This window comes from Neoroseomonas lacus (assembly GCF_014644535.1).
GTDB classification, from domain to species: domain Bacteria; phylum Pseudomonadota; class Alphaproteobacteria; order Acetobacterales; family Acetobacteraceae; genus Neoroseomonas; species Neoroseomonas lacus.
Genome location: NZ_BMKW01000001.1, coordinates 302,139 through 315,009 on the forward strand (window position 1 = coordinate 302,139; position 12,871 = coordinate 315,009).

General features: G+C 68.3%; 10 protein-coding genes. 4 read left to right on the forward strand and 6 right to left on the reverse strand.

Features of this window, described 5'->3' with window-relative positions; all coding sequences use genetic code 11:
* Nucleotides 1–18: 18 nt before the first annotated feature.
* Genes IEY36_RS01480 through IEY36_RS01490 form a run of 3 tightly spaced genes read left to right on the forward strand, consistent with a single transcriptional unit; the run spans nucleotide 19 to nucleotide 3,538 of the window.
* Nucleotides 19–1,860 carry a gamma-glutamyltransferase family protein gene (locus IEY36_RS01480; protein WP_308423098.1) on the forward strand — a complete coding sequence of 614 codons (1,842 nt, stop codon included), beginning with the start codon at nucleotides 19–21 and terminating at the stop codon, nucleotides 1,858–1,860.
* Nucleotides 1,860–2,717: a hypothetical protein gene (locus tag IEY36_RS01485; protein ID WP_188965132.1), complete on the forward strand. Its 858-nt coding sequence runs from the start codon at nucleotides 1,860–1,862 to the stop codon at nucleotides 2,715–2,717. The genes IEY36_RS01480 and IEY36_RS01485 overlap by 1 nt, the downstream gene beginning before the upstream one ends.
* Nucleotides 2,718–2,719: 2 nt before the next feature.
* Nucleotides 2,720–3,538, forward strand: coding sequence for an amidohydrolase family protein (locus IEY36_RS01490; RefSeq protein WP_188965133.1), 819 nt, complete (start codon nucleotides 2,720–2,722; stop codon nucleotides 3,536–3,538).
* A gap of 84 nt (nucleotides 3,539–3,622) precedes the next feature.
* Here IEY36_RS01490 and IEY36_RS01495 read toward each other — a convergent pair whose 3' ends face one another.
* A complete protein-coding gene (locus tag IEY36_RS01495) occupies nucleotides 3,623–4,114 on the reverse strand; it encodes a flavodoxin family protein (RefSeq protein ID WP_188965134.1) in 492 nt (163 codons plus the stop codon).
* Between the two features lie 50 nt (nucleotides 4,115–4,164).
* On the opposite strand from IEY36_RS01495, the gene IEY36_RS01500 reads away from it, so the two are divergent.
* The gene (locus IEY36_RS01500) at nucleotides 4,165–4,572 is read left to right on the forward strand and encodes a carboxymuconolactone decarboxylase family protein (RefSeq protein ID WP_188965135.1); all 408 of its coding nucleotides are present in this window, start codon (nucleotides 4,165–4,167) and stop codon (nucleotides 4,570–4,572) included.
* A 64-nt stretch (nucleotides 4,573–4,636) separates the two neighbouring features.
* Here the strand turns inward: IEY36_RS01500 and IEY36_RS01505 are convergent, their stop codons facing one another.
* The 5 genes from IEY36_RS01505 to IEY36_RS01525 form a co-directional block, all read right to left on the reverse strand.
* Nucleotides 4,637–6,400 carry a thiamine pyrophosphate-dependent enzyme gene (locus tag IEY36_RS01505; protein WP_188965136.1) on the reverse strand — a complete coding sequence of 588 codons (1,764 nt, stop codon included), beginning with the start codon at nucleotides 6,398–6,400 and terminating at the stop codon, nucleotides 4,637–4,639.
* 64 nt (nucleotides 6,401–6,464) lie between these two features.
* The gene (locus tag IEY36_RS01510) at nucleotides 6,465–9,599 is read right to left on the reverse strand and encodes an efflux RND transporter permease subunit (RefSeq protein ID WP_188965137.1); all 3,135 of its coding nucleotides are present in this window, start codon (nucleotides 9,597–9,599) and stop codon (nucleotides 6,465–6,467) included.
* Between the two features lie 16 nt (nucleotides 9,600–9,615).
* On the reverse strand, nucleotides 9,616–10,734 hold the full coding sequence (locus IEY36_RS01515; RefSeq protein ID WP_188965138.1) for an efflux RND transporter periplasmic adaptor subunit: 1,119 nt from the start codon (nucleotides 10,732–10,734) through the stop codon (nucleotides 9,616–9,618).
* Nucleotides 10,735–10,807: 73 nt separating this feature from the next.
* Entirely contained in the window at nucleotides 10,808–11,800 is a 993-nt protein-coding gene (locus IEY36_RS01520) for an ABC transporter ATP-binding protein (protein WP_229681013.1), read from the reverse strand.
* On the reverse strand, nucleotides 11,797–12,849 hold the full coding sequence (locus IEY36_RS01525; RefSeq protein ID WP_188965139.1) for an ABC transporter ATP-binding protein: 1,053 nt from the start codon (nucleotides 12,847–12,849) through the stop codon (nucleotides 11,797–11,799). Before IEY36_RS01525 ends, IEY36_RS01520 begins: the two co-directional genes overlap by 4 nt.
* Nucleotides 12,850–12,871: the final 22 nt, after the last annotated feature.

The following is a 12,871-nucleotide window of genomic DNA, read 5'->3' on the forward strand; positions in this document are numbered from 1 at the left end:
GATCGAGGAACCGCCCACATGTCCGTCGTCACGCCGGAAATGATCGGCTTCCCCGCCAAGGAGGCGCCGAGCATGTTCACCACCCGCCCCGAGATCATCGGCACTTTCGGCGCCGTTGCCTCGACCCATTGGATCGCCAGCCAGGTCGGCATGTCGGTGCTCGAACGTGGCGGCAATGCCTTTGACGCTGCCGCCGCCGCCGGCTTCGCGCTGCAGATCGTCGAACCGCATCTGAACGGCCCGGGCGGTGATTGCCCGATCATCCTGCACAGCGTGCGCACCGGGACGCAGCAGGTGATCTGCGGCCAGGGCCCGGCGCCATCCGGCCTCACCGTCGGCCTGATGCGCGACAAGCTTGGCATGGAGATCATGCCCGGCACCGGCCTGCTCGCCACGCCTGTCCCCGGCGCCTTCGATGCCTGGATGGTGATGCTGCGCGACCACGGCACCTGGTCCGTGCGCGAGGTGCTGGCCTACGCCATTGGCTATGCGCGGAACGGCGCGCCGATGGTCCCGCGCATCCGCGCAACGATCGAAAGCGTCCGCCCACTGTTCGAGACGGAATGGACCACCTCCGCCGCGCTGTGGCTGCGCGATGGTGGGCCGGAGCCCAACGGCCTCTATGCCAACCCGACATTAGCCGATACCTACGAACGCGTCGTGCGCGAAGCCGAGGCCGTCGGTGGCTCGCGCGAGAACCAGGTCGATGCTGCGCGCGATGCCTGGTATCGCGGCTTCGTCGCCGAGGCGATCGGCAAGTTCGTCGCCGCGACCGAGGCGATGGACACCTCCGGCCGGCGCAATCGCGGCGTGCTGACCGCCGACGACATGGCGCGCTGGCATGCCGGCATCGAAGCCCCGACCACGCTCGACTATCACGGCCACACCGTCCTGAAATGCGGCCCCTGGAGCCAGGGCCCGGCGATGCTTCAGACGCTGGCGTTGATGGGCGGCTTCGATGTCGCCGCGATGGACCCCGTCGGCGCGGACTTCATCCACTACGTATTGGAAGCGCAGAAGCTCGCCTTCGCCGATCGCGAGGCCTTCTACGGCGACCCGGCCTTCACCGATGTGCCAATGGCGACACTGCTCTCGCCTGCCTACAACGATGCGCGCCGCGCGCTGATGGGCGCCACGGCGTCGCTGGAGTTCCGCCCCGGCCAGCCCGACGGCCTGGTGCCGCGCACCGACTACGCCGCGGCGATCCGTCGTTCGAATGACCTCGCGGCGGCGATGGGCTCGGGCGAGCCGACCGTCTCGCGCCTCGGCGCTTCCGGCGGCGACACCTGCCATGTCGATGTCATCGACAAGCACGGCAACATGGTCAGCGCGACGCCATCGGCCGGCTGGCTGCAATCCTCGCCGGCGATCCCGGAACTCGGCTTCTGTCTTGGCTCGCGCTGCCAGATGTTCTGGCTCGACGAAACGCTACCGAACGGGTTGAAGCCCGGCAAGCGGCCGCGCACGACGCTCTCGCCCTCGATGGTGCTGCGCGACGGCAAGCCCTGGATGTCCTTCGGCACGCCGGGCGGCGAGCAGCAGGACCAGTGGCAGCCCATCATGCTGATGCGCATGATCCATCACGGGCTGAACATCCAGCAGGCGATCGACCTGCCCTCCTTCCATTCCGAACATTGGATCAGCAGCTTCTGGCCGCGCGGCGCCAAGCCCAACAAGGCGGTGATCGAAGGCCGCTATACGCAGGCGGTGCTGGATGACCTGATCGCCCGCGGCCATGCCGCCGAGATGGGCGGCGAATGGTCGGAAGGCCGGCTGACCGGCGCGCGGCGTGAAGCGGACGGCACCATCCGCGCCGGCGCCAATCCGCGTGGCATGCAGGGCTATGCGGTCGGCCGCTGATGCGTGTCCTTCTCGCCCTGCTGCACTACTTCAAGGGCGAGGCCGATTCGCGCCATTCCTCCACCGATGAACGCCGCCGCGAGCAACGCGCGGCGGTGCTGCGCCGGGTCATCGATTCCTGGCGCGGCACGCTTGGCGCCACCACCACGCTAAACATCGAGACCAAGCGCTTCGAACGGATGCGCGGCGCGGTTGATGGCCTCGACATCGTCGTCGTCACCAACGGTACCGACCATCTGCTGAATGAGGAGCACGCGAAGGCACGCGGCGTGCGCCACGTGACGGCGCAGGTGGACAACCCGCGCATGCTCGGCTTCGCCGCCCATCGGCTGTTTGCCGACATGCGCCATGCCTACGACCTGTTCTGCTATTCCGAGGATGACCTGCGCATCGCCGATGCCGGCTTCATCGACAGGCTGCGCGCCTTCCAGGACGCCTTCGGCCCGAAGCGGCTGCTGATGCCGAACCGCTTCGAATGGAACCCCGCCGGGCCGACGCTGAAGACCTGGATCGATGGCGACCTACGTCCCGGTGCCATCGAACGCTGGCGCGACCCGCTGCCGGATGAGGATTTCCTCCATCTGCCGATGCCGGGCCGCGCCCCGGTCACCTTCCGCCGCGCGCCGAACCCCCATGCCGGCTTCTTCGCGATCTCGGCGCCGCAACTCGCGCATTGGATGCGGCAGAAGCACTTCCTTGATCTCGACTGCGGATTCATCTCGCCGCTCGAAAGTGCCGCGACGCTCGGCATGCTGAAGACCTTCGCCATCTACAAGGCCTTCGGTCCCGATGCCGGCTTCCTCGAGATCGAACATCTCGACAATCGCTTCTCTTCCATGAAGCTGCCGGGAGCATGACCATGCGTATCATCGACGCGCAGGTGCACATCTGGGCCAGCGGCACGCCGAGCGGCGACCATCGCCAGGTGTCGTCCTTCACCGTTGACGAACTTCTCGTCGAAATGGCGGAAGCCGGCGTCGATGGCGCAGTGATCCACCCGCCCGTTTCCTGGGACCCCGACGCCAATGCGCTGGCTGAAGCTGCCGCCGCGCGATACCCCGGCCGCTTCGCCGTGCTCGGCCAGGTGCCACTCGATACGCCGGAGACCAGCCGCGCGCTGCTCGAGGGCTGGCGCGACCGCCCCGGGCAATGTGGCCTGCGCTACCCGCTGATCCGTGCCGACCAGAAGGACTGGCCCTTCGACGGCACGCTCGACTGGCTCTGGCCCGTAGCGGAAGCCGAGGGCCTTCCCGTCGCCACCATGGCCTGGCGCTTCCTGCCGGAATTCGCCCGCATCGCCGAACGCCATCCGCAACTGCGCCTGATCATCGACCATTGCGGCCTGATCCGGCACGAGAAGGGCGCCGCCGCCTTCTCCAACATCGACGCCGTCACGGACCTGGCGCGACTGCCGAATGTCGCGCTGAAGGCGACGGGTGCACCGGGCTATTCGCAGCAAGGCTACCCCTTCCGCGACATCCATGACGGCTTGCACCGGCTGTATGACGCCTTCGGGCCGGATCGATTCTTCTGGGGCACCGACATCACCCGCATGCCGTGTTCATGGACCCAATGCATCACACTGTTCACCCAGGAATTGCCCTGGCTGCACGGTGCCGCGCTGGAGCGTGTGATGGGTGGCGCCGTCTGCGATTGGATCGGCTGGCACCGCCCCTGATCGATTGCGCAGCAACCGCCCGAAGGTCCAGGAACCTCCGTTTCCTGGCGGGGTGCTCGAGGGGCGGCGCCTCTCGATCTTTCCTCAGAACATCCCAATCGCCAGCCCGGCGGCGATGGTCGCACCAAGTTCCTCGCAGCGCGCGATGTCCTCTGCTGCGATCGTCTTCGGCGCGAGGATTGCCTCCGGCGTCTGTGCATGGGTGCACACGATGATCGGCTCGGCGACGGCCCGTAGCCGCCACCCCGTCGCGATGCGCGCCACCTGCCGCACCGCGTTGCTCCCATCGCTGCCCGCACAGACCATCAAGCCGTAGGCGCGCCCCTCGACCCGCCCCAGCGCCGCGTAATAGGTGCGATCGAAGAAGTCCTTCATCATCCCGGCGATGGCGGCGAGGTTTTCCGGCGTTGCGAAGATGTACGCATCCGCCGCCAGCACATCCTCCGCCGTCGTGTCCCGCGCTTCCAGCAACCGCACGGCGACGCCCTCGCCCGCCGCCGCGCGCGCCGCCGCCTGCGCCATCTGCCGCGTCCCGCCGGTCATCGAATGGAACACCACCAGCAGCGTCTTCGTCATCGCAGGCCCTCGCGTCTATGCTCGCGTCCCATCATGCAGGAGGAACCACGATGACCGACAAGGCTGCGCATGACGCGCTGCAAACGACCGGCCGCCAGGCGATGACCGAGGTCCTGGGCGAGGCCTACACCGCCCGCCGCGACACCACCACCACGCCGCTGAACCAGGCGCTGCGCCATTTGTCGGAGGAATTCCCCTACGCCTCGCTGTGGACGCGCGACGTCATCACGCGTCGCGAACGCTCCATGGTGACGATCGGCATGTTGGTCGCGATGAGCCAGCACCACGAACTGCGCGGCCACTTGGTCGGTGCGTTGAACAATGGCTGCACACCCGAGGAGATCGCCGAGGTTATTACCCATGCCTGCGCCTATGCCGGCTTCCCCGCCGCCATCGCGGCGATGCGCACGGCCGAGGACGTCCTGCGCGAGGTCGGCGCGACACCGACCTCGCCCTAAACCGCCTCTTCCTTGTTCGAGCATCGTCACGCGCCTGACTGAGACCAGCCAGGCGCGATCTTCCTTAGCGGATGCGTGGCCCGGTGCGCCGCGGTGCGGGTGCGGGCGCCGTCCGGCTAGTGGCCGCCGGCGCCGCGGCACCCTCCGACTTCGCCGCCTGCGCGCGCAGGTCGGCGATGGTGGCGCGATTGGTCACCTGCTCGGGGTTGGTGCGCACCTCGACCAGCGCCGGCTTGCCCGACGCGATCGCCCGCTTCACCGCCGGGACCAGTTGCTCGGTGGTCTCGACGATCTCGCCATGCCCGCCGAACGCCTCGATGAATTTGGCGAAATCCGGGTTGGTCAGCGCGGTGCCGGAGACGCGGGCAGGATAGGTGCGCTCCTGATACATGCGGATCGTGCCGTACATCTGGTTATTGAACACCAGGATGATCGGGTTCACCGAATGGTGGAACGCGGTGGCGATCTCCTGCCCTGTCATCATGAAGCCGCCATCGCCGACGAAGGCGACCACGGTGCGATCCGGATGGGTGATCTTCGCGCCGATCGCCGCCGGCACCGAATACCCCATCGCGCCATTGGTCGGGCCCAGGAAATCCTGCTTCTCGCTGAAATGCATGAAGCGGTTCGGCCAGGTGGCAAAATTGCCGGCATCGGTGGTGAAGATGGTGTCCTTGGGCAGCACCGCCTCCAGCTCCTGCAAGGCAGTCGCGAGGTTCAGCGGCCCCTCATAGACCGGCGGCACCGCCTGAGCGACGCGCAGCGCGCGCAGTTCCTTGGTCCAGCCACCCCAGGCTGGCTTGGCCACCGCCCCGGCCGCCTTGGCCGCCGCGGCGAAGGCATTCACCTCCGACACGATGCCGAGCGCGGGCCGATAGACGCGCCCGATCTCCGCCTGGTCCGGATAGACATGGACGATCGGCGTCGCCCCCGCCATGTCGAGCAACGTGTAGCCCTGGCTCACCGGCTCGCCGATGCGCGTCCCGATGGCGAGGATGAGGTCGGCCTCCTTCGCCTTGGCGACCAGTCCGCCATCGGCGCCGACACCCAGGTCGCCGACGTAATTCGCCGAGGTCCCGTCAAATAGCCCCATGCGGCGGAACGCCACCGAGACCGGCAGGTCATTGGCCAGCAGCCAGTCGCGGATGTCGGCCTTGCCCTGCTCCGACCAGCGCGACCCGCCCAGCACCACCAGCGGCTTCTTTGCCGCCGCCAGCATCTTCATCACCCGCGGCATCGCCTCGGGCGCGGGGTTGGCCGGCAGCACCTCGGCCGGGCCGATATCCGGCACATTGGCGAGACGCTTCTGCATCTCCTCGCTGATGGCGACCACCACTGGGCCAGGTCGGCCCGAGGTCGCGACATCGAAGGCATGCGCCATCAATTCGGGGATGCGCTTCTCGTCATCGATCTGCGTCACCCATTTGGCCAGCGGGCCGAACATCTGGCGGTAATCGACTTCCTGGAAGGTCTCGCGATCCGTCTCATCGACCGGAATCTGCCCGACCAGCAGCACCAGCGGCGTCGAATCCTGGAACGCCACATGCACGCCGATCGCGGCATGGCAGGCACCCGGGCCCCGCGTGACGATCGCCACCCCCGGCTTGCCGGTCAGCTTGCCGTAGGCCTCGGCCATATGAACCGCGCCGGCCTCGAAACGGCAGGTCACCAGCTGAAGCTGGTTGCGCACCGAATAGAGACCGTCGAGCAGGTCGAGATAGGATTCGCCCGGCACGCAGAAGGCGTGTGTCACACCCTGGGCCACCAGCGCATCGGCCAGCAGCTTGCCCCCCGTGCGCCCCGTAGTGGCGCGCCGACCCTCAGTCATACGGACATCCTTCCCGTGATTCGGAAACCATCGGGGCGGAGGCTAGCCTCTCCCGCCCCGCCCGTCACTCCGCCGGCTGCGACCCATGGCCATGGCCGGCAGGGCCGTGTCCGGCCTGCAGATCCGCCAGCTTCGCCGCGATCGCCCCGATCGGCTTGGTATAAGGTGCCAGCAGCAGATACAGCGCCGGCACAGCATAGAGCGTGACGATGGTGGACAGGCTGATGCCGCCCACGATGACGACGCCGAGCGCCTGCCGGCTTTCCGCCCCCGCCCCTGTCGCCATCGCCAGGGGGAACGCCCCGAACACCGTCGCGATCGAGGTCATCAGGATCGGCCGCAGCCGCACGACAGAGGCTTCGAGCACCGCGTCGCGAATGGTCATGCCGCGGTCGCGCAACTGATTGGCGAATTCGACGACCAGAATGCCGTTCTTCGCCATGAGCCCGATCAGCAGGATCATGCCGATCTGGCTGAAGATGTTGAGCGACTGCCCAGTCCACCACAGTGCCAGCAGCCCGCCGGTGATGGCGAGCGGCGTGGACAGCAGAATGACAAAGGGGTGGATGAAGCTCTCGAACTGCGCGGCCAACACCAGGAACACCACCAGCAGCGCCATGGCGAAGGTGACATACAGCGCGCCCGAAGATTCCTTGAACTCCAGCGACTGGCCGCGATAGGCGATACGCGCCTCGCTCGGCAGCACCTCCCGCGCGACGCCGTCGAGGAAGCCCAGCGCATCGGCCAGCGAATAGCCCGGCGCGAGGGAGGCGGTGATGGTGATGGCGCGCACCCGATCCTCACGCGCCAGGGTCTGGGCGCGGGCGCGTTCGGAGATTGTCACCACATTCGACAACGGCACCAGCCCGCCCGACGAGGTCCGCACGAAGACATTCTGCAGGTCATAGGGCGACAGGCGCAGTTCCTCCGGCGCCTGCAGCAGCACCTTGTATTCCTGCCCGCCGACCACGTAGGTCGTCACCTCGCGCGAGCCCAGCATGGTCTCGATGGTGCGGCCCACCGCGGCGATGGACACACCCAGATCGGCCGCCTTGCGGCGGTCGATGCTGACGCGGATCTCCGGCTTGGTCTCCTTGAAATTGTGGTCGAGGTTGAGCAGCCGCGGATTGGTCCGCGCCCGCTCCAAGAAGCGGTCGCGCCAGTCAACCAGCGTATCGTAGTCCGGCCCGCCGATGACGAACTGCACCGGCGGCTGGAAGCCGCGCGCGCCGAGCGAGGGCGGGTTCAGCGCGAAGCCCCGGATGCCGGGGATACCGGCGATCAGCGGGAAGACCTCGGCGGCGATGACCTGCTGCTTGCGGCTGCGTTCCGCCCAGGGTGCGAGGCGGATGAAGATGTTGGCGATATTGCCGATGGCCGGTCGCTGGAAGCCGCCGACCGTGGCGAAGACCGCACTCGCCTCGCCGCTGTCCACATAGCGCTGCAGCAGGTGCTCGATCTGCATCACATGGTCGATGGTATAGCCGAAGGACGCCCCCTCCGGCCCGGTGGTCGGAATGATGACCACGCCACGGTCCTCGGTCGGCGCGAATTCCTTGGGCAGGATCGCATAGAGCACCACCGCGAGCCCGCACAGCGCCGCCGCCCCGCCAAGCACCAGCACCGGCGCGCGCAGCGCGCGGTCCAGCGTCCAGCGCAGCGACCCGTTCAGGCCGATGAAGAAGGGCTCCGTCACCCGCACGAACCAGGTCTCGCCCTGATGCGCCTTCAGCAGCTTCGAACACATCATCGGCGTCAGCGTCAGCGCGATCAGCCCGGAGAACAGCACCGAGGCCGCCAATGCGAGCCCGAATTCCGTGAACAGCCGCCCTGTATTGCCCCCCATGAAGGACAGCGGCACGAACACCGCGACCAGCACCAGCGTCGTCGCGATGACCGCGAAGGCGATCTCCCGCGCGCCGAGCAGCGAGGCAAGCAACGGCTCCTCGCCTTCCTCGATGCGGCGATGGATGTTCTCCAGCACGACGATGGCGTCGTCCACCACCAGGCCGATCGCCAGCACCAGCCCCAGCAGCGTCAGCACATTCACCGAGAATCCCAGCGCCGACATCGCGATGAAGGAGGCGATGATCGAGACCGGGATGGCGACCGCCGGGATGATCGTCGCCCGCACCGAGCGCAGGAACAGGAAGATGACGCCGATGACGAGCGCGAGGGCGATCATCAGCGCGTGCTCGACCTCATAGATCGACTGGCTGATGAACAGGCTCTCGTCATAGCCGGTGATCACGTCCACGCCCTCGGGCAGGGATGGGGTGATCAGCGCCATCTCGGCCTTCACGCCATTGGCGACGGACAAGGTATTGGCCGTGGATTGCCGCAGGATGCCGAGGCCGATGGCCGGACGCCCATTGATGCGGTAGCCGCCGCGGGTGTCCTCGGCGGCGACCTCGATGCGCGCCACCTCGCCCAACAGCACCTGGGCGCCGCCGGCATTGCGGCTCACGACGATCTCGCGGAACTGCTCGGGACGCGACATGCGGCTGTCGGTGCGCACGGTCAGCTCGCGCTGCTGGCTCTCGATGCGCCCGCCGGGCAGCTCGACATTCTCGCGGCGGATCGCCTCTTCGATGTCCTGTACCGTCAGGTTGCGCGCCGCCAAGGCCTGGCGGTCGAGCCAGACCCGCATCGAGAAGCGCCGCTCACCGGAGATGATGACCTGCGCGACACCCTCGACGATGGCCAGGCGGTCAACGATGCGCCGCCGCGCGAGGTCGGTGAGGTCGAGCGGCGTCAACCGGTCCGAGGCCAGCGCGATCCACAAGATCGGGCGGCTGTCGCCATCCACCTTGGCCACGACGGGGGTGTCGGCCTGTTCGGGCAGCCGGGCCAGCGCGCGGGCGACCTTGTCGCGCACGTCGTTCGCCGCGGCATCGACATTGCGCGTCAGCTGGAATTCCAGCGTGATCTGGCTGCGCTCGTCGCGCGACTGCGAGGAGATCGTCTTGATCCCCTCGATCCCCGCGACGGCAGCTTCGAGAAGCTCGGTGATCTGGCTGTCCACCACCGGCGCCGAGGCGCCCGTATAGGTCGTGGTGATCTGGATGACGGGCGGGTCGATCGCCGGGTATTCGCGGATCGGCATGCGCAGCAGCGCGAAGATGCCGAGCACCGTCAGCATCAGGCTGATGACGGTGGCGAAGACCGGGCGCTTGATCGAGACGTCGGAGAGAACCATCGGCGCCTCGCTCCCGTCAGCTCGTCGGTCGCGTCAGGGTCTCGGTGACCCGGACGGGAATGTCGTTGCGCAGCCGCTGGACGCCGCGCACCACCACCGGCTCGCCGGCATTCAGCCCGTCGCGGATCTCGACCTCGCCGGGCAGGCGCAGGCCGAGCCGCACCTCCTGCCGCCGCGCGCGGCCATCGCGAACGACATAGACGTAGGCATGGTCGCCAACCGGGTCGATCGCCTCCTCGGCCACCAACAGGGCGCGGTCGCGTTGCTCCAGCACCAGTTCCACCGTCAGGAACAGGCCGGGGCGCAACGCCTCATCCGCATTGTCGAATTCGCTGATCACGCGCACCGAGCGCGTCGCCGGGTCGATGCGCGTATCGATCACCGCGACCGTGCCCTGGAAGCGTCGTCCCTCATAGGCGCTGCTATGGGCGGTCACGCCGCTGCCGACGCGGATGCGCGCGAGATAGACCTCGGGCACCGAAAATTCGACGCGCACGCGGACGGTGTCGTCGAGCGTGGTGATCACCGTCCCCGGCTGGATCAGCGCACCGGGGCTCACTTGGCGCAGGCCGACGCGGCCGGCGAAGGGCGCTATCACGCGCAACTCCTCGAGCCGCGCCTCCGCCTGGCGCACCCGCCCCTCGGCCTGGCGGGCCACGGCTTCGAGGGTTTCGAGCCGCTGGGCGGCGATCGTCGCCCCCGCCTGGAGCTGGCGCCCGCGCACCAGCTGGCTTCGCGAATCATCCAGCATGGCGCGCGCCTGGTCGAGTTCCGCGCGCAGCGCCGCGGCGTCGAGCTGCACCAGCGTCGCCCCGGCGTCGACCCGCTCGCCTTCGGTGAAGCGGATCGCCTCGACGATGCCGGCGACCTTGGTGGTGATGGTGACGGCTTCGCGGGCGCGCACCGTGCCGACACTCTCGACCCGCTCGACGACCTGGCCGACGCGCACCGGCTGCACGATGACCGCGACCGGGCCGCCCTGCACGCCGCCACGGGCCCCGCCCTGGGTCGACGCCTGGCGAAGGCCCAACATCTCGAGCGGCGGCCGCAGACCGAACTGCTCGCCATAGATCTGCCAGCCCGCCCCAGCCCCGCCGATCGCGGCAAGGATCGCCAATTGCGTCATTGTTCTCATGGTGAGCCCACCTGCCGACGCCGAATACATGACCGCAAGGCAAGCATTCGGCAAGACGCCGATGGGCAGCGCGTCAAGAAGTTCCGACCTTGATGCAACGAACCATCCGCCCGCCACCCAAAGGCCGGATTGCCGGCACGCCATCGAGGCAGGCCGGTTCGGCGATTTCGCAGCGCGGCGCAAAGGCGCAGCCGGTCGGCAACCTGTCGAGGCTCGGCGGCGCGCCGGGGATGGTCGTCAGCCGCTTGCCGCGCATGCCGCCATGCACCGTCGCGCCCAGCAGGCCCTGCGGATAGGGGTGCAGCGGGCCGGCCATGAACGGCACGACCGGCCCTTCCTCGACGACGCGCCCCGCATACATCACGGCGATGCGGTCGGCGATCTCGCCGGCGACGCCAAGGTCGTGCGTGACGAAGATGACGCCCATGCCGAGTTGCTCCTGCAACTCGCGCAACAACAGCAGCACCTGGATCTGCACCGTGGCGTCGAGCGCGGTGGTTGGTTCATCTGCCAGCAGCAACTTTGGCTTGCAGGCGAGTGCCACCGCAATCATCGCGCGCTGACGCAGCCCACCTGACAACTCATGCGGGTAGGCGGCGAGGCGTCGCTTGGCCGACGGGATCTGCACCAGTTCCAGCAATTCGAGCGCCCGCGCATCGGCCGCCGAACGCGACGCGCCCTCATGCCGCTGCACCGCCTCGGCGATCTGCCCGCCGATGGTGAAGACCGGGTCGAGCGCGGTCATCGGCTCCTGGAAGATCATCGCGACATCGCCGCCGCGGAAGGCCGAGAGCTGCCCCTCCGACATCGCCTGCACATCGCGGCCGGCGACCTCGATCGAGCCGCCGACCTTGGCCTGCTTCGGCAGCAGCTTCATCAGCGCGCGCAGCGTGACCGACTTGCCCGACCCCGATTCACCCAGCAGGCACAACACCTCCCCCTGCGCGAGGTCGAGGTCGACACCATTGACCGCGTGCACCGTGGTGTCGCGATTGACAAAGCGCACCGACAGGTCGCGCGCGCGCACCAGCGGCGTGGCGGCGTCCATCTTCACCGCCGCGCTCATGCCGCCATCCTCGGCGCGAGCGTGTGCCCGCTGCCGGGCGTCACCGCATGGCAGGCGGCCTCATGCCCGGGCGAGAGCGTCGCCGCGATCGGCTCGCGTTCGGCACACACCCCCTCGGCCATCGGGCAGCGCGTGCGGAAACGGCAGCCGGAAGGCGGGTTCACCGGGTTGGGCGGGTCGCCGGTCAGCGGCGGCACGGTGCGCCGCTTCGTCGGGTCCATCGAGGGGCGCGAGGCCAGCAGCGCGCGGGTGTAAGGGTGCGCGGGGCGTTCGTAGATCTCGTCCACCGGCCCCTGCTCGACCACCTTGCCCAGATACATGACCAGCACGCGGTCGGAGATGTACTGCACCACGCTGAGGTCGTGGCTGATGAACGCATAGGTCAGGCCGAACTTCTCCTTGAGATCCATCAGCAGGTTCAGCACCTGCGCCTCGACCGATTTGTCGAGGGCGGAGACCGGTTCGTCCAGGATCACCAGCCGCGGCTGCAACGCCAGCGCGCGGGCGATGTTGATGCGCTGCCGCTGCCCGCCCGAAAGCTCATGCGGGTAGCGCTGCGCGAATTGCGCCGGCGCGAGGCCGACGGCGGCGAGCAGCTCGCGCGCCCGCTCGCGCGCCTCGGCGGCCGGCACGCCATGCACCTTGGGGGCGAAGGCGATGGTCTCCTCGATGGTCAGGCGCGGGTTCAGCGAGGCATAGGAATCCTGGAACACCATCTGCACCTGGCGGCGATAGTCGCGCAGCGCGACGCCGCCGGTCTGGTCGTTGCCGCCCACTTCCTCGCCATCGAAGACCATGGTGCCGGCATTGGCATCCATCAGGCGCATCAGCAGCCGCGCCGTGGTGGACTTGCCGCAGCCGGATTCACCGACGATGCCGAGGGTCTCACCCTTGAGGATCGACAGGTCCACCCCGTCCACCGCCCGCACCACCGCCACCTGGCGGCCGAACAGCCCGCCATTGATCGGGAAGTGCTTCACCAGCCCCGTCACGGAGAGGAGGGGCTGCGCGGGTCCGCCACGGTCGGGCGACTGGGAGATGCTGCTCATGGCCAGGAGGCAAGCAACCGCC